Annotated in this window: 18 protein-coding genes; 6 read left to right on the top strand and 12 right to left on the bottom strand. The window is 65.0% G+C overall.

Annotation, left to right across the window (positions count from 1 at the left end; genetic code table 11):
* The first annotated feature begins 186 nt into the window (after nt 1-186).
* Both P9272_RS12880 and P9272_RS12875 read left to right on the top strand, forming a co-directional pair.
* Complete coding sequence (locus P9272_RS12880; protein WP_278160838.1) at nt 187-918, top strand: SDR family oxidoreductase; 732 nt, start codon at nt 187-189, stop codon at nt 916-918.
* Nucleotides 919-1091: 173 nt separating this feature from the next.
* A complete protein-coding gene (locus P9272_RS12875) occupies nt 1092-1937 on the top strand; it encodes a fumarylacetoacetate hydrolase family protein (RefSeq protein ID WP_278160837.1) in 846 nt (281 codons plus the stop codon).
* A 42-nt stretch (nt 1938-1979) separates the two neighbouring features.
* Here the strand turns inward: P9272_RS12875 and P9272_RS12870 are convergent, their stop codons facing one another.
* The 6 genes from P9272_RS12870 to P9272_RS12845 form a co-directional block, all read right to left on the bottom strand.
* Nucleotides 1980-2978: an ABC transporter ATP-binding protein gene (locus P9272_RS12870; protein ID WP_278160836.1), complete on the bottom strand. Its 999-nt coding sequence runs from the start codon at nt 2976-2978 to the stop codon at nt 1980-1982.
* A gap of 14 nt (nt 2979-2992) precedes the next feature.
* Nucleotides 2993-4054, bottom strand: a complete 1062-nt coding sequence (locus P9272_RS12865; RefSeq protein ID WP_128259887.1) for a Gfo/Idh/MocA family oxidoreductase — start codon at nt 4052-4054, stop codon at nt 2993-2995.
* Entirely contained in the window at nt 4051-4890 is an 840-nt protein-coding gene (locus P9272_RS12860; protein WP_278160835.1) for a carbohydrate ABC transporter permease, read from the bottom strand. The genes P9272_RS12865 and P9272_RS12860 overlap by 4 nt, the downstream gene beginning before the upstream one ends.
* 8 nt (nt 4891-4898) lie before the next feature.
* Nucleotides 4899-5828, bottom strand: a complete 930-nt coding sequence (locus tag P9272_RS12855) for a sugar ABC transporter permease (protein ID WP_128259962.1) — start codon at nt 5826-5828, stop codon at nt 4899-4901.
* 242 nt (nt 5829-6070) lie between these two features.
* Nucleotides 6071-7330: an ABC transporter substrate-binding protein gene (locus tag P9272_RS12850; protein ID WP_278160834.1), complete on the bottom strand. Its 1260-nt coding sequence runs from the start codon at nt 7328-7330 to the stop codon at nt 6071-6073.
* A gap of 53 nt (nt 7331-7383) precedes the next feature.
* Nucleotides 7384-8292, bottom strand: a complete 909-nt coding sequence (locus P9272_RS12845) for an N-acetylmuramic acid 6-phosphate etherase (protein WP_278160833.1) — start codon at nt 8290-8292, stop codon at nt 7384-7386.
* A 201-nt stretch (nt 8293-8493) separates the two neighbouring features.
* Between P9272_RS12845 and P9272_RS12840 the strand changes: the two genes are divergently transcribed.
* The 4 genes from P9272_RS12840 to nagA are packed head-to-tail and all read left to right on the top strand — an operon-like array spanning nt 8494 to nt 12336.
* Nucleotides 8494-9375 carry an N-acetylglucosamine kinase gene (locus tag P9272_RS12840; protein WP_278160832.1) on the top strand — a complete coding sequence of 294 codons (882 nt, stop codon included), beginning with the start codon at nt 8494-8496 and terminating at the stop codon, nt 9373-9375.
* Nucleotides 9372-10151: a GntR family transcriptional regulator gene (locus P9272_RS12835; protein ID WP_278160831.1), complete on the top strand. Its 780-nt coding sequence runs from the start codon at nt 9372-9374 to the stop codon at nt 10149-10151. Before P9272_RS12840 ends, P9272_RS12835 begins: the two co-directional genes overlap by 4 nt.
* Complete coding sequence (locus P9272_RS12830) at nt 10148-11179, top strand: SIS domain-containing protein (protein WP_278160830.1); 1032 nt, start codon at nt 10148-10150, stop codon at nt 11177-11179. The genes P9272_RS12835 and P9272_RS12830 overlap by 4 nt, the downstream gene beginning before the upstream one ends.
* On the top strand, nt 11176-12336 hold the full coding sequence (gene nagA / locus P9272_RS12825) for an N-acetylglucosamine-6-phosphate deacetylase (protein WP_278160829.1): 1161 nt from the start codon (nt 11176-11178) through the stop codon (nt 12334-12336). Before P9272_RS12830 ends, nagA begins: the two co-directional genes overlap by 4 nt.
* Nucleotides 12337-12611: 275 nt before the next feature.
* Here nagA and P9272_RS12820 read toward each other — a convergent pair whose 3' ends face one another.
* From P9272_RS12820 to P9272_RS12795, 6 genes are all read right to left on the bottom strand, one after another.
* A complete protein-coding gene (locus P9272_RS12820; RefSeq protein ID WP_128259895.1) occupies nt 12612-14135 on the bottom strand; it encodes a malonyl-CoA synthase in 1524 nt (507 codons plus the stop codon).
* A 107-nt stretch (nt 14136-14242) separates the two neighbouring features.
* Entirely contained in the window at nt 14243-14980 is a 738-nt protein-coding gene (locus P9272_RS12815) for a GntR family transcriptional regulator (protein ID WP_278160828.1), read from the bottom strand.
* Nucleotides 14981-15234: 254 nt separating this feature from the next.
* On the bottom strand, nt 15235-15912 hold the full coding sequence (gene rpe / locus P9272_RS12810) for a ribulose-phosphate 3-epimerase (protein WP_278160827.1): 678 nt from the start codon (nt 15910-15912) through the stop codon (nt 15235-15237).
* Between the two features lie 187 nt (nt 15913-16099).
* Complete coding sequence (locus P9272_RS12805) at nt 16100-19954, bottom strand: hypothetical protein (RefSeq protein ID WP_278160826.1); 3855 nt, start codon at nt 19952-19954, stop codon at nt 16100-16102.
* Nucleotides 19951-22203 (bottom strand): hypothetical protein, encoded by a 2253-nt coding sequence (locus P9272_RS12800; RefSeq protein WP_278160825.1) that lies wholly within the window; start codon nt 22201-22203, stop codon nt 19951-19953. The genes P9272_RS12805 and P9272_RS12800 overlap by 4 nt, the downstream gene beginning before the upstream one ends.
* 79 nt (nt 22204-22282) lie before the next feature.
* On the bottom strand, nt 22283-23224 hold the full coding sequence (locus P9272_RS12795; protein WP_278160824.1) for an alpha/beta hydrolase: 942 nt from the start codon (nt 23222-23224) through the stop codon (nt 22283-22285).
* Between the last annotated feature and the right edge of the window lie 181 nt (nt 23225-23405).

Raw genomic sequence — 23405 nt, 5'->3', positions numbered from 1 at the left:
ATTTCGGCCGCTGTCGCGAAGGTGATGGCGTTCGGGCTTGACGCTCGTGCGCGTGTTCTTTAACGAGAAAAAACATCTTTATCTGTGAAGCGGCAGTCTGACCGCACGATGCCGGCTGTCTGGCACACGACGCCGGGGCCGGCCATCGTTAGAGGCGAAACGCTCCAGGCGGGCGAGGAGGAATACATGGCGGATCTGGCGGGTAAGGTGGTTGTCGTCACTGCGGCGGCGCAAGGCATCGGCCGGGCGAGCGCGCTGGCTTTCGCCAAGGCGGGCGCGAGCGTTCACGCCACCGATATCAACGAGCCGCTGCTGGCCGAACTGGGTAAGACGCCCGGCATCCAGACCCGCAAGCTCGATGTGCTGAACGACGCGGCCGTCGCCTCCGCCTTCGCCGAGATCGGCCGGGTCGACGTCCTGTTCAACTGCGCCGGTTTCGTCCATGGCGGCTCCATTCTGGAGATGAAGGACGAGGATCTCGACTTCGCGATCAACCTCAACGTCCGCTCGATGATCCGCACCATCCGCGCCGTGCTGCCAGGCATGCTGGAGCGCGGAGACGGCTCGATCATCAACATGGCCTCGCTGGCAAGCTCGCAGAAGGGCGTGCCGAACCGCTTCGTCTACGGGCTGACCAAGGCGGCCGCGGTCGGCCTGACCAAGGCGGTTGCCGCCGATTATGTCGCCAAGGGTATCCGCTGCAACGCCATCTGCCCGGGCACGGTCGAAAGCCCGTCGCTGCAGGACCGCATGCATGCGCAGGGTGACTATGAGGCTGCCCGCGCCGCTTTCATCGCCCGCCAGCCGATGGGCCGGCTGGGTACGCCTGAGGAGATCGCCGATCTCGCCGTTTATCTTGCCGGCGCCACCTACACGTCGGGTCAGGCCTACAACATCGACGGCGGCTGGTCGATCTGACGAAAGGCTCCGAAGTCGGCGGGTTGGTCGGATCGAAACGTCTGAAAATCTCGACGATTTGGTCGGCATCGCAGCGGGCTCGCTTGCCGCCGGTGTGGTCGGCGACTAGGGTCCGCTGGCTTTGACGGGAATTTATGAAAACGGCCGCTGGCCGCAAGGTGGAGAAAGTTGAGATGAAGTTGTTGCGCTATGGCGAAGCTGGCAGTGAAAAGCCCGGCCTGCTCGATGCGGATGAGAATATCCGCGACCTTTCCGCTCATGTCGCTGATATTGCCGGCACGGCGCTTCATCCGGCCTCGCTGGAGATGCTCTCCAAGCTCGATCCCAAGACGCTGCCGGTGGTCTCCGGCAAGCCGCGCCTGGGCGCCTGCGTCGCCGGCACCGGCAAGTTCATCTGCATCGGCCTCAACTATTCCGACCATGCCGCCGAGACCGGCGCCACCGTGCCGCCGGAACCGATCATCTTCATGAAGGCAAGCTCGGCCATCGTCGGGCCGGATGACGACGTTCTGATCCCGCGCGGCTCGGTCAAGACCGACTGGGAAGTCGAGCTTGGCGTGGTGATCGGCAAGACGGCGAAGTATGTCTCAGAGGATGACGCGCTGGATTATGTTGCCGGCTACTGCGTCTCGCACGATGTGTCCGAACGCGCCTTCCAGGCCGAACGCCAGGGTCAGTGGACCAAGGGCAAGTCCTGCGACACGTTCGGACCGATCGGCCCATGGCTGGTGACCAAGGACGAGGTCGCCGATCCGCAGAACCTGAAGATGTGGCTGACCGTCAACGGCAAGACCATGCAGAACGGCTCGACCAAGACCATGGTCTTTGGCGTGAAGTATCTGGTCTCTTACCTCAGCCAGTTCATGTCGCTGCATCCCGGCGACATCATCTCCACCGGCACCCCGCCCGGCGTCGGGCTGGGCATGAAGCCGCCGGTGTTCCTGAAGGCCGGCGACGTCGTCGAGCTCGGCATCGAAGGCATGGGTCAGCAGAAGCAGACGTTCAAGGCGGACGAGTAAGCGCCGACCTCCCCTGGCGGGAGAAGGGAAGGTCGCGCCAATCTACCTCAGCACCTTCCCATCCGCTCCAAACCGGTACGTCTTCGCCGCATCCGGGGTCACGTAGAGCGTTGCCCCCGGCTCGGCATTGTAGACGCCAAAAATGCGCACGGTGATCAGCCCGGCCTTCTCGCAGTCGAGATAGACGTTGGTGTCGGCGCCGAGATGCTCGGCATGTACCACCGTGCCTTTCCAGGCACCGGAATTGGCATCCACCGTCAGATGCTCCGGCCGCACCCCGACGGTCTTCGCCGTCTCGCCGAGCCGCGCGCCGTCGATGAAATTCATCTTCGGCGAGCCGATGAAGCCGGCGACGAATTCGTTGGCCGGCGCATTGTAGAGCTCCATCGGGCTGCCGATCTGCTCGATCCGGCCGGCGTTGAGCACCACGATCTTGTCGGCCAGCGTCATAGCCTCGACCTGGTCGTGGGTGACGTAGACCATCGTCGCCTTCAGCCGCCGGTGTAGTTGCGCGATCTCCAGGCGGGTGTTGACGCGCAGCGCCGCGTCCAGGTTCGACAGCGGTTCGTCAAAGAGAAAAAGCTTCGGCTCGCGCACCACGGCGCGGCCGATGGCAACGCGCTGTCGCTGGCCGCCCGACAGCTCCGCCGGCCGGCGTTCGAGATAGGGCTCGAGCGACAGCATGGCGGACGCGATCTTGATGCGGCGCTCGATCTCGGCCGTCGGTGTGCTGGCCTGCTTGAGGCCCAGCGCCATGTTGTTCTTCACCGTCAGATGCGGATAGAGCGCATAGGTCTGGAATACCATGGCTATTCCGCGTTTGGCCGGCGGCGTGACCGAAACGTCCGCGCCATCGATCAGCACACGGCCCGAGGTCGAATCCTCCAGCCCGGCGATCACGCGCAGCAGCGTCGATTTTCCGCAGCCGGACGGGCCGACGAAGACGACGAACTCGCCGTCATTGACCTGAAGGTCGATGCCCTTCAGCACCTCGACCGGCCCGAAAGCCTTCTTCACATTCTCGATCTTCAGCGAGCCCACGGCTTCTTCCTGTTCTAGAGTTTGACGACGTTGCCGCTGCGCACGCTCTCATCGGCTGCAAGGCAGACGGCGAGCGACTTCACGGCATCGTCCATGTGGCGGGTGAGGTCGATGTCTTCGCGGATGGCCTTGAGCAGGAAGGCCTGCTCCAGGTCGCACAGCTCCTGGTGGCCCGGCTCGCCCTCCATCGACAGCAGTTGGTCTTCCTTGGCGAAGCTGCCGTCCGGACCCGTCGCCGCGCTGTGCAGCCGGATGGTCGAGGTCTTGGTGTGGGTGTCGATATCGTCGGACTTCACACCTTCCTTCATGACGATCGACACGCAGCCCTTGGGCGACATCACGTCCTTCACGAAGAAAGCTGTCTCCGAGATCATCGGTCCCCAGCCGGCTTCGTACCAGCCGACCGAGCCGTCCTCGAACAGCACCTGCAGGTGCCCATAATTGTACATCGACGGCGCCACCTCGTCGCTGAGCCGCACGCCCATGCCGCGCACCTCTACGGGCTTCGCATCGGTGATCTGCAGCATCACGTCGAGATAATGCACGCCGCAGTCGACGATCGGCGAGGTCGTCTGCATCAGTTGCTTGTGCGTCTCCCAGGTGTGGCCGGAAGACTGCTGGTTGAGGTTCATGCGAAAGACATATGGGCCGCCGAGCTTGCGCGCCTCGGCGATCAGCCGGATCCAGGACGGATGGTGGCGCAGGATATAGCCGATCACCAGCTTCCTGCCGTTGGCCTTGGCGGCGTCGACGACGCGCTGCGCGTCGGCAACCGTCGTCGCCAGCGGCTTTTCGACGAAGACATGGCAGCCGGCCTCGAAGGCCCTGACCGCATAGTCGGCGTGGCTGTCGGAATAGGTGGCGATCGCAGCCACATCCGGCTTCTCGTCGCGCAACACGTCCTCGAACGAGCGCCGTATGCCGTAGCCGCCGAGCCCCTCCGGTAGCGGCACGTCGGAACGGTTGACGAGCGCGGCTATCTCGAAGCCCGGATTGGTGTGATACGCCAGCGCATGGCTGCGGCCCATATTGCCGAGCCCGGCGACGACGACGCGAAGGGGTTTTTGCGAACTCACTTGACGGCTCCCGAGGTGATGCCGCGGATCAGCTGCCGCGAGAAGATGACATAGAGGATCAGCACTGGCAGGATCGCCAGCGACAGCGCCGCCAGGATCGCGTTCCAGTTAGTGACGAACTGGCCGAGGAAGAGCTGCGCGCCGAGCGTCACCGTCTTGGTCTCTTCTGACGGCGCCAGGATCAGCGGGAACCACAGATCGTTCCAGATAGGGATCATGGTGAAGACGGCGACCGTCGCCATGGCCGGCCGCACCAGCGGCAGCACGAGCCGGAAGAAGATCGTGTATTCCGACAGCCCGTCTATGCGTCCCGCATTCTTCAAATCGTCGGACACCTGCTTCATGAATTCCGACAGGATGAAGATCGCCAGCGGCAGGCCTTGCGCGGTGTAGACCAGGATCAGCGCCGCGAGCGTGTTGACCAGCCCCGTCGCCACCATCAGTTGCAGGATGGCCACCGTGCCGAGGCGGATCGGGATCATGATGCCGAGCGCCAGGTAGAGCCCCATCAGCGTATTGCCGCGGAAGCGGTATTCCGACAGCGCGAAGGCGGCCATCGCGCCGAACAAAAGAACGAAGAACAGCGAGAGCACGGTGACGACGAGGCTGTTCTGGAAATAGTGGACGAAATCGCCCTGGCCGAACACGGTGGTGTAGCCGATCAGGTCGAAGGTCTTCGGCGTCGGCGGCGTCAGTGGCGCCCCGAAGATGCCTGCGCGCGACTTGAACGAATTCATCACCACCAGGACGACCGGGAACAGCGCGATCATCGTGTAGGTGATAAGGATGGCGTGCGCGCCGATGGTGCGGGAAAGCGAACGGGTAGCTGTGCTCATGGCGCGCCTCAGAACTGGTAGCGACGCAGGCGCGTCTGCACGAGGAACAGGTAGACGCAGACGCCGGCGAGGATGATCAGGAACATGATGGTGGCGATCGCCGCGCCCATATTGGGATCGCCGACCTGCAGCTGAAAGCCGAAGAAGGCGCGGTAGAGGAAAGTGCCGAGGATGTCGGTCGAATAGTTCGGCCCGGCGAGCGCGCCCTGCGCCGTGTATATCAGGTCGAAGGCGTTGAAATTGCCGACGAAGGTCAGGATCGAGATGATGCCGATCGAAGGCAGGATCAGCGGTAGCTTGATCTTCCAGAACTGCGCCATGCCGGTGACGCCGTCGCATTCGGCCGCCTCGATCACCTCGTCGGGGATCGACAGCAGCGCCGCGTAGATCAGCATCATCGGGATGCCGACGAACTGCCACACCGACACCAGGCTGAGCGCGGTCAGCGCATATTGCTCCTTGCCGAGCCATGGCGTGAAGAAGCTCTTCAAGCCGACGAAATCCATCAGATGCGGCGCCACGCCCCAGATCGGCGACAGGATCAGTTTCCAGGCGAAGCCGACGATGACGAAGGACAGGATCGTCGGCACGAAGATCGCTGTGCGGTAGAAGGCGGTGAACCGCAACCTGGGGCTGGAAAGCAGCGCCGCCAGAAGGATGCCGATCGGGTTCTGCACCAGCATGTGGATGATGAAGAACCAGACATTGTTCCTCAGCGCATTCCAGAAATTCACCGACCAGTTCGGGTCGCCGAACAGCGTGCGGAAATTACCGAGTCCGACAAAGACCTGGGACTGTTCGATGTTGCGGAACAGCGAGAGCTGCAGCGTGCCGAACAGCGGCAGGATCATGAAGGCGGTGTAGACCAGCACCGCCGGCGCCAGGAAGACGCCGACATGCCAGCGGATCGGTCTTTTCGCTCGCGTTTCTGCAGCCATGGTTTCGGTATCCATGAGTTCGGTTCCCCGCCGTCTCTGGGTTCCAGTTCGGTGATGCTAGCTGATGCCTCGATGCATGGCCTGGCTGTCCCCTCAGGGGAAGGACAAGGCCAGCGACAGATCGGCTCCGTCTTTCCCTCGGGATCGAGGGTAAGACCGGGAGGCTGCGCCGACAATCGCCATCTGGATGCGTCTGAATGCCGGCCGGGCACGCGCCCGGCCGGCATCGCTCTTCGATTCTCTTACTTCGCCGGCTTGTACCAGCTGTCGAGACCGTCCTGCAGCTTCTTGGCCGCGGCTTCCGGGGTGTCGGTACCGTTGATCACATTGGCCGATTCAACCCAGGTCTCGTTTTCGAGGTTCGGCGTGCCGCGCGACAGGATCTGGTAGGTCGAGCGGATCGTCGACTTGCATTTGCCGCGCCAGGAGACGAATTCCTGCGCCAGCGGGTCTTCCATCTTCACCGGCGTCGAGTTCAGGCTGAAGAAGCCCGGCAGCGCGTTGGCATAGATGGTGGCGAAGTCCGGCGAAGCCACCCATGAGAGGAACTTCTTGGCCTGTTCCGGATGCTTCGATGCCGCGTTCAGGCCCATGCCGATATCGGTATGGTCGGAGATGTAGCAGGTGTCGCCGGCCTTCTGCACCGGCGGCGGGAACGCGCCCATCTTGAACTGTGCCTGGGTGTTGAACAGGCCGATCTCCCACGAGCCGGCCGGGTAGATCGCGGCGCGGCCGAGCGTGAACAGGTTCTGGCTGTCCGGATAGGTCTGCGCCTCGAAGCCGTCGCCGAGATAGGGCTTCCACTTGGCCAGTTCCTTGTAGGGCTCGACCCACTGCGGATCGGTCAGCTTCTGCTCGCCCTTGATCAGCGCCTGGCGGCCTTCCTCGCCCTTCCAGTAGTTCGGGCCGATATTCTGGTAGCCCATGGTCGCGGCTTCCCAGAGGTCCTTCGTGCCCATCGCCATCGGAATGTAGGTGCCGTCGGCCTTGATCTTGTCGAGCACGGCGAAGAACTCGTCGCGCGTCGTCGGCACCTTGAGGCCGAGCTTCTCGAAGGCGTCCTTGTTGTAGATGAAGCCGTGGATGACCGAAGCCATCGGCACACAAAAGCTCGACTTGCCGTCGTCGGTCTGCCAGGCGGCCTTGGCGACCGGCGAGAAGTTGTCCATGCCGGGCAGCGAGGAGATGTCGGCGAGGTTGCCCTTCTTGAACAGCTCGAGCGACTTGTCGAAGGGGCGGCAGGTGATCAGGTCGCCGGCCGAGCCGGCGGCGAGCTTGGCGCCCAGCGCCGCGTCATACTCGGTCGGGGCCGAAGGCGCGAACACCACCTTGATACCGGGGTTCTTTGCTTCGAAGGCCGGGATCAGCTTGTCCTTCCAGATGGTCAGGTCGTCGCCGCGCCAGCTTTCGATGTTGAGGGTCACGTCCTCGGCCAGAGCCATCCCGGTGGTGCCGAGGATGCTGGTGCCGAGCAGAAGGGCCGTCAGTAGTTTGGTCTTCATCTTCAGTCTCCCTGTTGACCTTTTTCAGGTTCGGTTTTGATGAGAACAGGGGCTCAGCGCCCCTTGCTCCCCTCGATCTCGGAAAGCGCCGGCCGAAGCTTCTGGCCGGTTCCTTCCAGTATCTTCTCGGCCGCGTCGGCGCTGGCGGCGCCCGCGGCGAGCAGAATGGCGGTCTTGACCACGCCGCCGCTCTCCTCGAGCAGGCGGGCGGCGTCGTCGCGGCTCTTGCCGCTGATGGCCGCGACCATGCGCACGGCGCGGTCGCGCAGCTTGATGTTGTCGGCGGTGAGATTGACCATGTAGCCGTCATGGACATGGCCGAGATGAATGGCGGTCAGCGTCGACAGCATGTTGAGCGCGATCTTCTGCGCGGTGCCGGCGCCCATGCGCGTCGAGCCGGCGATCAGCTCGGGCGGCGTTTCCAGCAGGATGGCGACGTCGGCCTGCTTGAACAGCGCGGCGCCCCGGTTGTTGGCGATCGCGATCGTCGCCGCGCCGCGGCCGCGCGCGTCTTCGAGCGCCCGAACGGCGTAAGGTGTGGAACCGCTGGCGGAGATTGCGATCAGGCAGTCGCTCTTGCCGATGGCGGCCGCGGCAACAGCCGCAGAAGCTTCGTCGGTGTCATCCTCCGGTCCGCCTGCCAGCGTGCGGAAAGCGTCGTCGCCGCCCGCAATCAGGATGGCGATGCGATCGCGTGCAATGCCGAACGTGCCGGGCAGTTCCAGCGCGTCGGCCACGGCCATCAGGCCGGAGCTGCCGGCCGCCGCGTAGGCGAGCCTGCCGCCGCTTTTCAGCTGCTTCGCGATGAGATCGGCTGCGGCGGCGATCGCCGGAATGGCGCCGTGCACGGCCTTGGCGGCCTCGATCTGGGCGTTGGCCAGGAACGCCAGAATGGCTTCCGGGGCTTGGATATCCAGCCCCTCGGCATTCTGGTGGAGCGCTTCCGTGCGCGTCTCGGCCATCCATTTTCCTCCGACCTGATCGAACAATACCAAAAAAATACCACTTGTCCACACGCATTAACGAATTTCAGGCAGAGGAATTCCCTTGTCGGCAAATTACCGTGATTTTTCAATAAAATATGGCTTAATCTTTTTTGAACCGAAATTAACTCTTGGCTATTGGTATTTTATTGGTATTATCCAAACCCGAGGAGAAATCGCGTGAAATTCGTGCTTGGCATCGATGGCGGCGGCACCAGCTGCAGGGCGGCCCTTGCGACCGTCGACGGCGCTGTCGTCGGCCGCGCCAAGAGCGGCGCCGCCAACATCCGCACCGATCTCACCGGCGCGCGCGCCAACATCGTAGAAGCGGCCAGGCAGGCTTTCCTTGCCGCCGGCGCCAATCCGGAGCTGATCCCGCAAACGCCGGCCATTCTCGGCCTCGCTGGCGCCAATGTCGGGACCTACCGGCAGCAGCTCGAGGCGATCCTGCCTTTCAGCCTCAGCCGTGTCGAAACCGATGCCGAAATCGCGCTCGAGGGCGCGGTCGGTTCCGGTGACGGCGCCATGGCCATCCTGGGCACCGGCACCGCCTATATGGCACGTAAAGAGGGCAAGTCGCGTGCCATCGGCGGCTGGGGTTTCCAGGTCGGTGACCAGGGCAGCGGCGCCCGCATCGGCCGCGACCTGCTGGAGCAGACGCTGCTTGCCTATGACGGCATTCGTCCGGGCTCGCCGCTGACCGATGCCATGCTCGCCGTCTTTCGCAACAATCCCGAAGACGTGGTCGAATTCACCACCAACGCCAAGCCCGGCGATTTCGGTGGCTTCGCGCCGAAGGTCTTCGAGCACGCCGAAAAGGGCGATCTCGTCGCCAATTTTATCCTCGCCAAGGCGGTGGCTGACGTCGAGGCCTCGCTCGGCGCGCTCGATCTTGCCGACGACGCTCCGCTCTGTCTGCTCGGCGGGCTGGCGCCGCTTTACGCGCCGCGGCTGTCGGCGCGCTATCAGGCGCTGCTCAAAGCTCCGCTTGACGATGCGCTGGGCGGTGCCGTGCAGATGGCCGTGCGTCTCTTCGCCAAAGGCCCGGGGGCGACGCGATGAGCGCCGCCGACCAGATCTTCGCCATGTTGAAAGAATCCTCACAGAGCGGCGCGCCGCTCTATCTGCAGCTCAGGCGCAGCATTGAGGAAGCCGTCAATCGCGGCCTGATCGGCCCGGGCGATGCCCTGCCGTCCGAGCGCGATATCGCCAGCAAGGCCGATATTTCGCGGGTCACCGTGCGCAAGGCGGTGCAGGACCTGGTCAAGGGCGGCATCCTCGTCCAGCGCCACGGCTCCGGCACGTTCGTCGCTCCGCGCATGGAACGCGTCGAGCAGTCGCTGTCGCGGCTCACCTCCTTCACCGAGGACATGGCGCGCCGCGGCATGAACGTACGCTCCGTCTGGCTCGACCGTGGCCTCTATGCGCCGTCGCCGGACGAGATGATGGTGCTGGGGCTGTCCTCGACCGAACTGGTGGCGCGCGTCGCGCGCCTGCGCATCGCCAACGAGACGCCGCTGGCGATCGAGCGCGCGGCGCTTTCGGCCAGCGTCCTGCCCGATCCCGAAGCGATCGGCTCCTCGCTCTACGCGGCACTGGGCACGACCGGCAATCGCCCGGTCCGCGCCGTGCAGCGCATCTCGGCAACCAATCTCGGCGATGCCGATGCGCGCCTCCTGGAAGTGCCCCCGGGGGTTGCCGGCTTGCAGATCGAGCGCATTTCATACCTGGCGAGCGGCAAGGTGATCGAGTTCACCCGCTCGGTCTACAGGGGCGACGCCTATGATTTCGTCGCCGAACTCCGGCTGACCGGGCCGGGAGAGGAGATCCGGCCATGAGCGCCAACACCACGCATATGCGGCGCGAGATCGACGAGATCCCTGAAGCCGCCGCCCGCCTTCTCGACGGCTCGGCTTCGGCTTTGGTCGAGGCCGGTCGCGGCTTGCGCGAGCGCGATCCGCAGTTCGTCGTCACCGTCGCGCGCGGCTCGTCCGACCATGCCGCGACCTTCATGAAATATGCGGTCGAGCTGACGGCAGGCCTGGCGGTCGCCTCGGTCGGGCCCTCCATCGCGTCCATCTACGGCGCCAAGCTGAGACTCCGCGGCTCCGCCTGCCTGGCAGTCTCGCAGTCGGGCAAGAGCCCGGACATCGTCGCCATGGCCGAAACGGCCCGGGCGGGCGGCGCGCTCACCGTGGCCATCACCAATACCGCCGACTCGCCGCTCGCGCGGGCTTCCGATTACGCCATCGACATTCTTGCCGGGCCGGAACGCTCCGTCGCGGCCACCAAGACCTTCGTCAATTCCGCCGTCGCCGGCCTGGCGCTCATGGCGCATGCGACCGATGACAAGCCGTTGCTGAAGGCGCTCGCCGGCCTGCCGGCTCATTTTGAGAAGGCGATCGCCTGCGACTGGATGGCGCTCGCCGGCGCCCTAGAGGATCCGCAGTCGCTCTTCATCCTTGGCCGTGGCCCATCCTTCGCGATCGCCAGCGAAGCGGCGCTGAAATTCAAGGAGACCTGCGCCATGCATGCCGAGGCCTACAGCGCGGCCGAGGTTATGCATGGCCCGCTGGCGCTGGTCGGGCCTGGTTTTCCGGTCCTGGCGCTCGCCGCCCGTGATGCGTCCGAACCCTCGGTCGCCGAGGCGGCCGACAGCCTGACGGCCAAGGGCGCCGCCGCCTTCGTCACCTCCGACAAGGCCAAGGCCGCGAGGCTTCTGCCGCATGTGGCCACCGGCCATCCGCTGACCGATCCGCTGCCGCTGATCGTGTCCTTCTACGGCTTCGTCGAGGCCTTCGCGCGTCATCGCGGCCTCGACCCCGACACGCCGCGCAACCTGCGTAAGGTGACGGAAACCGTATGAGCAATCGTTTCGCACTCACTGGCGCCCGCATTTTTGACGGCGCCGACTGGCATGACAACGCTGCCCTTGTCGTAAAGGGAGACGCGGTCGAGGCCATTCTGCCCGCCGGCGCCATTCCGTCCGGCGTTCCGGCGGTCGAGGCTGGAGGCGGCCTGCTGGTGCCGGGCTTCGTCGACATTCAGGTCAATGGCGGCGGCGGCGTCATGCTCAACGACCATCCCGACGTCGCCTCGATCGAGACCATCTGCCGGGCGCATGCGCCATTCGGCACCACGGCGCTGCTGGTGACGCTGATCACCGACACGCCGGCGATCACCGCCGCCGCCGTCGCTGCCGGCGCCGAGGCCAACCGGGCAAAGGTGCCGGGCTTCCTCGGCCTGCATCTGGAAGGTCCGCATCTTTCCCTGGCCCGCAAAGGCGCGCACGATCCGGCGCTGATCCGGCCGATGACCGATGCCGACCAGGCGGCGCTTATCTCGGCGCGCAAGGACCTGCCGGTGCTGCTCACCACGATCGCGCCCGAATCGGTCGAACCGGCCCGTGTCACGGCGCTGGCCAAGGCCGGCGTTGTCGTCAGCCTCGGCCATACCGATACGAATTACGCCACGGCCAGAGCCTACGCCGAAGCCGGCGCTACGGTGGTCACGCATCTGTTCAATGCCATGAGCCAGATCAGCAACCGCGAACCGGGCCTGGCGGGCGCGGCGATCGACACTGGCGGCTTGTATGCAGGCATCATCGCCGACGGCATCCATGTCCATCCGGCGACGATGGTCCTTGCGCTGCGCGGCAAGCAGGGGCCCGGCAAAATCATGCTGGTCACCGACGCCATGGCGACGATCGGCACCGACATGACGTCGTTCACGCTGAACGGCCGTACCATCTACCGCAAGGACGGCAGCCTCAGGCTCGCCGACGGCACGCTGGCGGGCGCCGACCTCGACATGATCTCCGCCATCCGCTTCGTCCATCGCGGCATCGGGCTCGATCTCGACGAGGCGTTGCGCATGGCCTCGCTCTATCCGGCCGAGGCAATCGGCCAGGCGCACCGGCTCGGGCGGTTCGCCAACGGTACCGCCGCCGACATCGTTGGGCTGTCGGAGGGGCTGGATGTGAAGAACGTCTGGATCGGCGGCAAGAAGGTTTTTGGCGCGTAGGCCTGTCGATCCCGTCGTCACAGGAAACCCACGCAAACGTTCGCGATTGGCCGAAGCCTTTAGCGCGTCGTCATCCTCGGGCTTGACCCGAGGATCCATTCCGTGACCTGTGACGTAGAGTGCAACGGTGCGGAATTCTGCAATGTTAGCGGCGCGTTAGCGTCACGGCATGGATCCTAGGGTCTGCGCGCGTCGCTTCGCTCCTTGCTCCGCCCTAGGATGACCACCTGATGGCCGTCTCGGCTAAATAACCGAGGTTCGCCGCTCGATAATTGTTAGCCAGCTTTGCCGGCATAAATATCCTTATACGTCTCGCGCAGCACGTTCTTCTGCACCTTGCCCATCGTGTTGCGCGGCAGCTCGTCGACGAAGATCACCTGCTTCGGGTGCTTGTATTTCGCCAACCGGCCGGCGATGGCGCCAGCAATGTCGGCGGCGCCGATCGCCGATCCCGGCTTGCGGACCACCACCGCGGTCACGCCTTCGCCGAAATCCGGATGAGCGACGCCAATCACCGCGCTTTCGCTGACGCCGTCGAGCATGTCGATCTCGCTCTCGATCTCCTTTGGATAGACGTTGTAGCCGCCGGATATGATCAGGTCCTTGCCGCGTCCGACGATGTGCACATAGCCGTCGGCATCGATCAGCCCGAGATCACCGGTGATGAAGAAGCAGTCGTCGCGGAATTCGGCCTTGGTCTTCTCGGGCATGCGCCAATAGCCGGCAAAGACGTTGGGGCCTTTGACCTCAATCATCCCGATCTCGTCCTGGGCCAGCGGCTTGGCCGTCTCAGGATCGGTGATGCGCAGCGAGACCCCGGGCAAGGGGAAGCCGACCGTGCCGGCGCGCCGCTCGCCGTCATAGGGGTTGGAGGTGTTCATGTTGGTCTCGGTCATGCCGTAGCGCTCGAGGATGGCGTGGCCGGTGCGCTCGCGCCAGGCATTGTGTGTCTCGGCGAGCAGCGGCGCCGAGCCGGAGATGAAGACCCGGATCGTCTTCGTTGTCTCGCGCGTCAGGCCCTCCTGCTGCAACAGCCGCACATAGAAGGTCGGCACGCCCATCAAAGCCGTCGCGCGCGGCAAAAGCGACAGAATCCGCGCTGGGTCGAATTTCTGTTCGAACAACATTTTCGCGCCGGCCATCAGGACGACGTTGGTGGCGACGAACAGCCCGTGCGTGTGGAAGATCGGCAGTGCGTGGATCAGCACATCGTCGGCGCCGAAGCGCCACTGCTCGACCAGCACGCGGGCATTGGACGCAAGATTCTCGTGGGTGAGCATCGCGCCCTTCGAACGACCAGTGGTGCCGGAGGTGTAGAGGATGGCGGCGAGGTCGTCTGGCCCGCGCGCGACATCGCTGAATTCCGTCGCCTGCCGCGAAGCCTGGCTGGCCAAAGTCCCTTGTCCGTCGCGGCCAAGCGTGAGCACCGTGGCGCCGATCGACGCGGCAAGCGGCTCGACGCCGGCAAGCCGGTCCGGATCGCATATAATCAGCCTCGGCTCGGCGTCGCGGAAGAAATAGTCGAGTTCCGGCAGCGTGTAGGCGGTGTTGAGCGGAAGGAAGACCGCGCCGGCGCGCAACGAAGCGAGATAGAGCAGCGCCGCCTCCGGGCTCTTCTCGACCTGGACCGCGACGCGGTCGCCGGGCTCGACGCCGGCCTGCGCCAGGGCATGCGCCAGCTGCGCCGACTTTGCCAGCATGTCGCCGTAGGTGATCGACCGGCCGTCATCCGTCTCCATCAGCAGCCGGCCGGGCGCCGGCATGCGGGAACGGAAGGCATCGAACAGGTGATTGGTCATGCATCTCTCTCAGCCGCGCTGAAGCCGAATGGCCCATGCGTTGCGCTTGCCTGAGCGAATATCAGATTTGGCGGCCGGAGCAAAAAGCCGCGTGGTTTGCCAATCCGCTATTTGCGACGGCGTCGCGACTTGCTGGCTCTCGGGTCATAGCCCCGGGCGAGGCCTTCCATGCACAGAGCCGCTGTGAGGCGGTAGTGATTGAGAAGCGCCTCGACCGCGCCGTCGGCATCGCCGTCCAGTGTGCGCTCGGCAATGATGCGGTGCTCGCCGAGATCGTCGCGCCCAATTCCTGGCGCGTCTTGCGAGATCAGCCGGTAGCGCGAGGCCTGGTCGGAAAGCTGGTCGCAAAAGCCGATCAGCCAGTGCGACCTGCATGCCGAGATCAGTGCCCGGTGGAAAGCCCGGTGCAGCTTCTCCCATTCAGGATTGTTGGTCGAGGGATCTTCCGGCAGGCGGCGCTCCGCGCGGGCCAAGCGGTGGAGGGCCAGCACCAGCTGTTCTTCCGATTCGGCCGTGCGATGAGCAATGGATTCGCGCAGCGCCCTTTCCTCCAGCCAGCACCGTGTCCGCGTCAATTCTTCCAATTCCGCGGCGCTGACCGGCATGAGGAAAAAGCCGCGCTGGTCGTGGCGGCCGAGCAGCCCCTCGGCGGCCAAGCGGTTGAGCGCCTCACGTACCGGTGAAGCGCCAGCGCCATAACGCGAAACGACCCATTCGACGCGCAACTTCGTCTCGACTTCCAGAGCTCCGCGAAGCAGATCGTCACGGAGTTGCTGGTAAACCGCGCTGGCAAGCGTACTTTTGACGCCCTTGGCGGCGCTTTGCTCGATGTTTCCGCTTGTCAATCGAACTCCTTGCCCCTGGCGCGCCAGGGCCCCTCGGCGAAGCAATTCTCGTAAACGTATCATACAGCGAGGCAACGACGCCTCAAGCGGAAGATGATGATATTGGACTTAAAAGCGGGGCGAACCGTCTATTTATTGGATAAAGTACAATTTGGAGGAAAAGCGGATGTTCCTGCACAGCCTCATCTATTCAACAGTCGCTCAACCGTCGGGGCGATTGTGCAACTCTCGCGTGAGGTCTGACGGGCATAGGTTTAACTGGCGGCCTTGTCGCCGGCCCCTCTGATTGCTTCGATATTTGCCCGATAGGCTTCGACGCTGCCGCCCTTGAAGACAGCGGCGCCCGCCACCAGCACATTGGCGCCGGCCGCGGTCACGAGTGGCGCCGTCTCGGCCGAGACGCCGCCATCGATCTCGATGTGGATCGGCCGGCTGCCGATCAGCGCCTTCACCCGCTTCACCTTCTCGACGATCGCCGGGATGAAGGCCTGTCCGCCGAAACCCGGATTGACGGTCATGATCAGGATCAGGTCCAGCCGGTCGAGCACATACTCGATCGCCGTCTCCGGCGTCGCCGGGTTCAGCGAGACGCCGGCTTTCTTGCCGAGGCTCTTGATGGTCTGCAGAGAGCGGTCGAGATGCGGCCCGGCTTCGGCGTGCACTGTCATGCCATCGCAGCCGGCTTCGGCGAAGGCCGCCAGATAAGGATCGGCCGGCGCTATCATCAGATGGCAGTCGAAGAAGGCCTTGGTGCGGTTGCGGATCGCCTTGATCACCGGTGGGCCGAAGGTGATGTTGGGCACGAAATGGCCATCCATCACGTCGAGATGGATCCAGTCGGCGCCCGCCGCCGCGACTGCCTCGACCTCATCGCCCAGCTTGGAGAAATCCGACGCCAGCACCGACGGCGCGATCAGGGTCTTCTTGCTCATGGCGCAAATTCTCCCGGCAGTCCTGCGCGCGGCCGCGCGCCTGTCAGGGCGATTGCCTAGACCATGAACCGGCCAAGGGGAAGCATGTTTTCAGACGGGCGCATCGCTCGCCTGCTGTGATGTGGAAAAGAAACCCGCCGGATCGCTCCGGCGGGTTCTCGTTCAGTCGGCAAACTGCGGCTTGATGCTACTGGATGTTCGCGCCTGTCGGGTCCTGCAACATGCGCCGCGGCTGGCGCTGCGGCACCAGTTGCTGCAACACGTTCGGATTGAGCAGGATGCCGGGGTTGATCTCGATACCCGGCTGCCTGCGGATAGGCGTGCAGTCAGGGAACCGCCCGGTCGTGCCGGCCGGGCAGCGCCGCCGGGTGAAGACTGGCTGGCACTGTCCGTCGATGAACTCCGCACCCGGCGCGCATTCCACCTGCGGCTTGCGGCAGGCGCCGTTGCGAACCTCGGTCCCGCGAGGGCAGACGCAGTCGCCCCGTTTGTTGTGGACCTGGCCGCGAATGGTGCACTGCTCCTGGCTCGGCTTCGGCCGTTGGCAGGCCTTGCCGCGCACTTCCAGGCCGTCCGGGCAGGCGCAATTGCCGTTGGCGTCGCGCACCTGGCCTCGGATCGGGCATTGCCTCGACACGATCGGCCGGCAGGCGCCGCCACGCACCTCCGTACCGCTCGGGCAGACGCAATCGCCGTCACCGTTTCGGACCTGACCGCGGATGCCGCACTGGACCGGCGGCTGTCTGTCGGGCACGCAAGCCTTGGCAATGCGGTCGAGATGCGTGCCGTCCGGGCAGGTGCAGCCATTGCCGTTGGAAGTCGGCACCGCGCCACGGATCGTGCATCGAGGCGGGACGACCTGGCACACACCGTTCACCAGCTCGCCACGGCGACAGACGCAATTGCCGTCCTGGTCGCGGTATTGGCCTGGACGCAGCGTACACTGCGGCTCTTCCGGTATGTCGCTCCGTACGCATTTGCCGTTCTCGAGATCGGTCCCGCGCGGGCAGACACAGCGTCCGTCCGCCGTCCGGATCTGGCCCTGCAGCAGGACACAGCGGGGCGGTGGGGGCAGCGGCAGAAGTTTGGTGCCTCCGCCGGACGTGCCCCCGCTGCTCGAACACTGGCCATTGCGGAAGGTGGTGCCCTCAGGGCAGACGCAACGGCCGGCCGAGTTCATCACCAGTCCGAACGAGCACTGATTCTTCACCTCATGCCTGATGGTGAAGGGGTGGCACGCATAAGCCTTGCCGCGATCGCCCTGGACGTTGGTCAGGTCGCGCGACAGCACGTCGCCGCCGCCTTGCACCGGCGTATTCGGAGGAAGCACGCCGACGCAGTTCTGGCCGCTGACCGTGCCCTGAAGAGCGGCAAGCCGCCCATCCTGGGGAAGGGTCACGGTGACGTGGTGGCTGTGGCTTTCGCCGGCTCCCAGCCTCAGATTGGCGATGCAGGACGCGGGCAGCGTCGTCGGCTCCGGCGAGCAGCCGAAAGGCGGATCGATCGAGGTGATCTGAACGCCATCCAGCCGGCCGAGACCCTCCACGCCGATCGCATCGCCGATGCGGAGGGGACCGGAGAAGGGGTTCGGCCCATCGTTCGTGATGGTGATCTCGAAAGAGCATGGTTGTCCCGGCCGGCATTCGGCGTCGCCGGTCTTCTCCACACGGATGGTGGAGGCGCCGCCGCCCTTCGCGCAGGCCTGGCCGATCGGGTAAACGATGTCGTCACCCGGCGCCGGCCCGAAGCTGCCGCGCGCGCAGTTCTCGAACGCGCCATTGCCGCTCACCGTCACGTCGAAGTGCCGGCTGGTTCCGGGCGTCATCACGGCGCCGGGAATCTGGCAAGACAGCGTGTTGGCAGGCACCGATCCGCAAGCCCAGTCCGCACCGTCAGGGGTGACTGTCTGGACTTGCACCGGCGCTCCGCTCGACACCAGCGTCGCGGCATCGCTCACGCGCACTGGGCCAGTCGGGGCCGCGGTGCCGGCATTGCTGACGGTGATCCGGCAGGAAACCATCCCAGCACCCACGAGCTGATCGCCGCCGCAGGTCTTGGTGATGCGCAGGCCGGGCTGACCGCCATTCGGATGGCGGATGCGCTCGGTGGCGCAAGCCTTGTTGTTGGCGAGGTCGACCTCGCCGGGAATGCCTTTCACCTCGGCGCAGTTCTCGACCGTGTCCGGCCGGTAGTTTGCCGGCATCACCGCCTTGACGACGATCGGCGTCGAGGCACCCGGAGGCAGCGAGATGCCGCCATTGTCGCAACGGAATTGGCCGGGCCCGTTCGGTCCGCACGCCCATGGCGGGCTCGGCCCGAAGGTCGACGAGGTCGGCGCGCCGCCCGGATAGGTGTCGATCACCGTCAGCGGCCCGTTATAGGTGCCAGTGCCGTTGTTGATGATGTGGATCACGAAGGAGCAGACGCCCTCCGGCGTGCAGACCGGGGTGCGGGCGCGCTTCTTCAGGATCAGGTCGACCTTCTTCTCGACCGGCGGGTTGCACTGCGGATCGCGATCGCCACGGCGGCAGATGGGGATCGAAGCGCAGCCGCGGTCGTCCTGCTGGCTGCCGAACAGCGGCTTGCCGCTGGCTTGGTAGTCATAGGCGGCGCAGTTGCGCAGCACGCTGCCCTGCCAGCCGCCCGCCGGCTTGAAGCCGAGCTTGAGGTTGACGGAGGCGCCGGGGTTGAGCGTCGTCGCCGGATAGGTGCAAGTCATCGGTGTCGTGCCGGGCACGCAGACCCAGGGCACATTCGGCCCGGAAGTCAGCACGGAGTTGGCCGGCAACGTCACCTCGTCGAGCACGATCTTGCCGTTATAGGGCGCGTCGCCGACATTGGTGACGGTGATGGTGAAGTCGCAGCCGCCGGCCATCGTGCAGCGTGGCACATCGGCATGTTTCTCGACCTTTAGGTCCGGCTCCTTGTCTTTCGGCGGGCATCTCAAATCGCGCGGGATGACGATGTCGATGACCTGCGTGCAGCAGAGCCCCCAGCCCTCCTTGGGTCCGGCATAGGTCTCGATGCCGGTGACGATGAGGTGGATGGCCTCGCCTGGCGAGGCGCCGATGATCTTCCAGTTCAGCACGCCGCCACCGACCGGCACCTTCTGAGTGTCGGGAACGATGCTGATGCCGGGGGTGGTCGTCGACACCTGCACCCATTTGCCGCCCATCTCGGGTCCGACCGGCATGTGGTAGATGAAGGCGCCGCCGCCGGGCACGCAGTCGACCGTGCCGTGCTCGACCTTGAAGCATTCCTTGCCGGGAGGGGGAGGCGGCGGGTTGCATTTGGTCGGGTCGATCTTGATCGAGGTTTTCACCCCGGTGAGGAAATCGCCGTCGTCTGGCTTGTCCGGATCCTGCGAAGGGATGGTCGTTGCCGGTCCGCCACGCAACGAGACCTTTATCTCACCCTGGTTGTCGACCGCCGCCGGCACGGGGAAGGTCGCATGGTCTATCTTGGCGGTGATGCGGAAGGTGATGACGCGTTCGTTGGCGGCGCCGACGCCATCGAGGTTGGCAGCGCTGATGCGGAAGTTGGAGATGTTCGCCGTGTCGTTCGGGCCGGCCGACGTGCTGATTGAAGCAGCGGGCAGCGGTCCGCCGGAGGCGCTGGTGCCGTCGCCGGCGACATTGACGCTGACGATCTGCAAGCCGTGCGGCAGCTGGTCCTTGAAATCGAGCCTTGTCGCCTTGAGCAAAGCAGCCACGCTTGGCCGGTCGAAGTCCTGCGGGTCGCCGTGGATGCCGAAGGTCAGGACATACTCGACCGTATCGCAGCTTCTCTGGCCGCCTTTCTTGGTGAAGAACGGCACGATACGCGCGAGTTCCGCATTGATGCCGCGTGCCGGATTGGCGGCCTGATTGGTCGTGGCCGGAGTCTGGTCCTGGGCGAGCACCGGCAAGGCCGGCATCATGGCGACCGCGATACCGGCCGCCATCAGCCAGCGCGCGCCGCGCCTGGCATATGACAGGGGTTTCATGATCGTCTCCATGATGGTTTTGCACGAGGCGAAGCGGGAATGGGCGAGATCGCTCATCTGTCCCTCCTCGGCGCTTCGCAGTCGACGGCTGGCGTCCTGAGCGGCAGCGTCATCTTGCAGCAAGGGTAGTAGCCACCCTTGTCCTGGTCTGACTTGCGGTAGAAGCAGAGCCCGACATTGACGGTGTCGCCCGGATTGTGGCCGGTGATGTCGACCGTGTAGGGCTTGCCCGGGACATGCGACATGGGGGTGGTCACCCCGATGCCGGGCGTCCTGGACTGCGCCTTGATCGAATCGCCGCCGAAGCCGGCGTGGTCATGGAGAGTGAGTTCGGCCCGCAGCCCGCGCGGCGTGCAGTAGAAGTGCACGTCCTCGACGTCGACGCAGGGCGGCAGATTGCCGGGCGGCGGGAAGTCGGGCGGATAGAACGGAGGCAGATAGCCACCGGGAATTTCCTCGTAATAGCCGGCGCGGCCCTCACAGGGGCGCCAGACCTTGACGTCGCCGACATGGCCTTGGACGTCCGGGTCTTCGAAATAGCCGTCGAAGTCGACGAACCAGGAGCCGAACGGCGGGACGTTTGCCGGCTTGGCCAGTGCGCTTGGCGTCACCTGCACGCCATGAACGGCAAGCGGTCCGCCGGCGCCGAGCCGCTCGGCAAGTTCGGGATTGTCGCGCAATTTGTCGCCGGTGTTGACGATGGTGTCGGTGCAGACGGACGTATCGAGATCGCCTTCGGCATCGTAGCGATATTGCAGGTCGACGCCGCCGGCCGACTGGCGATTGCCCTGGGGGAAGCCGACCGCATATTCCTCTGGAACCTCGACCCAGGCCGATTCCGTCGCCGGATCGTCCGGCTCCTCGCGCCGGTAGCGGATCAGCTCGCCTTTTCCGGAGGAGGCGAAGCGGCTGTAGTCGTAGCGGTTCTCGACCGGGCCGCGCTGGGCGAGATACATAAAGCCGTGGTTGTCGAAGGCGATGTCGGTGACGGCGTAGTCCTGGTCCGCCTTGACTGTAAGCTCCCAGCGCGGATCGGCGGCAAAGCCTCCGTCGCTCGCAATGCCGACCGACCAGATTTCGGCCTTCTCGCCGACGGAATAGTAGAGCCGGCCGCCATGATAGGTCACGGCCCAGACCCGGCGCGCATCCTGCGTGTAGCCCCAGGTCGCGGGATCTTCGCTATCGAAAGCGGCAGCCTGGATGTCCATCACGACGCCGTCGTCGGCGACCGGAGCGAGCCCATGGGCAGGGCGCCCGGCGACGCCATGATCGAAGCTGTCGATCGGATTGCCCTCGATATCGATGCGGTGAATGAGCCCCGTGTCGAGATCCGATGCGAAGAATTCGCGATGGGCCGGATCGAAGGCGAGATTGCCGATGCCCGGCCCGCTGTTGATGTCGATGTCGGCGAATTTGGAGACAGCACCCGTGATGCCGTCGATCTTCCAGATCGTGCCCGGACCGCCGCCATTCTCAGTGCCGAACTGGCCGTCCATGAAGACCGCGCCCGCGGCGCCGCGGCGCTGCCGCTCCGGCCTTCCGTCATTGTCGGCATCCGGCGTGACGATCTCGATGCCGTGCAGCGAGGTCGCTGCCGCATAGAGGTTGGGAATGCCCGAGGGCACGCCGTCGCGCACGCCGTCGTCATAGGCGAGGCCGAACACCTCGCCGATCTGCCCGGCCGTCACCTCGAAGGGAGGCGGCGTGAAGACAAGCTGACCCGAAGCTGGGCCGCCGAGATGCGAAACGTCGAAAATGCGCAAGGATGCGCGAGACGTGTCGATGAAGGTCTCGTCGACCGGGTCGACGCCAGGCGGCAGACCCTGGTCGAAATCGGGAATGATGGTGCCGGGGAAGCCGGTGACCGCCATTGAGCCGGGATAGATGATCTGGGTGTCCTGCGCCTGCGCGGCGCCGCCGAGAAAGAGGCCGGCGGACAGCGCCAAAGCGAGAATTCCGCTTCCTGTCGCGATTGCGCGGCGCAAACGGCCGCCGTGAGAACGCAGGAACGAGCCGCGAACGACAGACATCGTACTCCCCCCGAAGCCGCTGGGAGAAACGTCCATTCCTGCCGCGCCAACCAGGGCAAGGCGCGGCGTTGCAGCACGTTCTTCCCCGATCGAATTGTCTGCTTTCCTCTTCGCGACGATACGACGGCTCTTCCGCAGGGTCAACGGAATCAGCCGGAAGCCCAGCGCGTCGACCTCATCCCGAAGGCGGTGGTCACGGTCGACTCCCGCTGTTCCCGGAGACCGCGAATTCCCTGGATTTCTGGGCATGGCGGCTTTCCTTTCCGGCCGCATCATCGCGGCGCCTGGCCATCAGTCGCGGGCCGGAGCGGAAAGGTTCATCGGAGGATAGCTGAGCGGAAAGCGCCCTGGGGTGTTACCAGATCCAGTCGCCGTGACCGAGCGCCGAAACTGCCTCGACGATGCGGGTGAAGCTGGTCCGCGCACGGCCCACAATGTGCCTGGCTCGGAGATAACCGTGCACGAGGCCGGGCTCCTCGAACCAGAAGGCGCGTCCGCCGGCCGCGACGACCCGGTCGCGATAGGATTCGCCGTCGGACGACAGCGGGTCGCATTGCGCGGTGATCAGCACGGTCGGCGGCAGGTTCGCGAAATCCGCATCGGCAAGCGGGTAGAGCGTGATGTCGCCGGTCATATCGACGCCGCCGGTGCGGACATGCTTGTAGAAGTCGAGGTCGCGCACGGTCAGCATCGGCGCCTCGGCATGCGTAACGTAAGAGCCCTTCGAGTGGTCGCCGCCGAGGCCCGGATAGATCAGCACCTGGCCGGCCGGCTTCTTTTCATGACCGCGCGTAGCGTGGGCGACGGCGGCGCAAAGATTGCCGCCGGCGCTGTCGCCGCAGAGCACGATCGCGCGATCATAGGTCTTGGCGGCCCATTCGAAGGCGTCCATGGCGTCGTCGAAGGCGGCTGGATGCAGATGCTCCGGCGCCAGCCGGTAGTTGAGCGAAACCACCTCGAAGCCGGTGCGGGCGCAAAGCTCGGCGCAGACATCGTCATGGCTGTCCAGCCCGCCAAGGATGAAGCCGCCGCCATGGATATAGAGCACCATCGCGGATTTGTTCGGAACGGCGTTGCGGTAGATGCGGATCGAGATGCTGTTGGTTGGTGCGGCAACGGCGGTCGTCTCGGCGGTCACGCCTTGCGGATAGCCAGCAAAGAACTCCCGGCACATCCGGTCGTAGATCGCGCGCTGCTGGGTGATCGTGTAGTCGATCGTGTCCGGCGGATAATAGGAGTTGGTCTTCTCGATGAAGGCCCAGGTCTCAGCGTCGATGAGGGTTTTGTAGTCGGTCATGATGGCTGGGCCAACTGGAGAGGTCGAGCCCAGGCACCCCCCTCTGTTCTGCCGGACATCTCCCCCGCAAGAGGGGAGATCAGATGTCGCCCCGACTTTCGCCAATCGCCGACGTTGGAAAGGGAGTGCCGTCGACGAAGTTGCCAATCTCCCCCCTTGCGGGGGAGATGCCCGGCAGGGC

The sequence above is a fragment of the Mesorhizobium sp. WSM4976 genome, assembly GCF_029625685.1.
Taxonomy (GTDB): Bacteria; Pseudomonadota; Alphaproteobacteria; order Rhizobiales; family Rhizobiaceae; genus Mesorhizobium.
The sequence above is the reverse complement of the archived record's forward strand: the minus strand, read 5'-3'. Positions and strand labels throughout refer to the sequence as shown.

Excerpts from the sequence above, each read along its gene's own strand:
- P9272_RS12845 (WP_278160833.1), bottom strand. The coding sequence starts at position 8,292 with ATGGCCGAGACGCGCACGGAAGCGCTCCACCAGAATGCCGAGGGGCTG.
- P9272_RS12835 (WP_278160831.1), top strand. The coding sequence starts at position 9,372 with ATGAGCGCCGCCGACCAGATCTTCGCCATGTTGAAAGAATCCTCACAG.
- P9272_RS12820 (WP_128259895.1), bottom strand. The coding sequence starts at position 14,135 with ATGACCAATCACCTGTTCGATGCCTTCCGTTCCCGCATGCCGGCGCCC.
- P9272_RS12830 (WP_278160830.1), top strand. The coding sequence starts at position 10,148 with ATGAGCGCCAACACCACGCATATGCGGCGCGAGATCGACGAGATCCCT.
- P9272_RS12875 (WP_278160837.1), top strand. The coding sequence starts at position 1,092 with ATGAAGTTGTTGCGCTATGGCGAAGCTGGCAGTGAAAAGCCCGGCCTG.
- P9272_RS12880 (WP_278160838.1), top strand. The coding sequence starts at position 187 with ATGGCGGATCTGGCGGGTAAGGTGGTTGTCGTCACTGCGGCGGCGCAA.
- P9272_RS12800 (WP_278160825.1), bottom strand. The coding sequence starts at position 22,203 with ATGATGCGGCCGGAAAGGAAAGCCGCCATGCCCAGAAATCCAGGGAAT.
- P9272_RS12850 (WP_278160834.1), bottom strand. The coding sequence starts at position 7,330 with ATGAAGACCAAACTACTGACGGCCCTTCTGCTCGGCACCAGCATCCTC.
- P9272_RS12860 (WP_278160835.1), bottom strand. The coding sequence starts at position 4,890 with ATGAGCACAGCTACCCGTTCGCTTTCCCGCACCATCGGCGCGCACGCC.
- nagA (WP_278160829.1), top strand. The coding sequence starts at position 11,176 with ATGAGCAATCGTTTCGCACTCACTGGCGCCCGCATTTTTGACGGCGCC.
- P9272_RS12805 (WP_278160826.1), bottom strand. The coding sequence starts at position 19,954 with ATGAGCGATCTCGCCCATTCCCGCTTCGCCTCGTGCAAAACCATCATG.
- P9272_RS12855 (WP_128259962.1), bottom strand. The coding sequence starts at position 5,828 with ATGGCTGCAGAAACGCGAGCGAAAAGACCGATCCGCTGGCATGTCGGC.
- rpe (WP_278160827.1), bottom strand. The coding sequence starts at position 15,912 with ATGAGCAAGAAGACCCTGATCGCGCCGTCGGTGCTGGCGTCGGATTTC.
- P9272_RS12795 (WP_278160824.1), bottom strand. The coding sequence starts at position 23,224 with ATGACCGACTACAAAACCCTCATCGACGCTGAGACCTGGGCCTTCATC.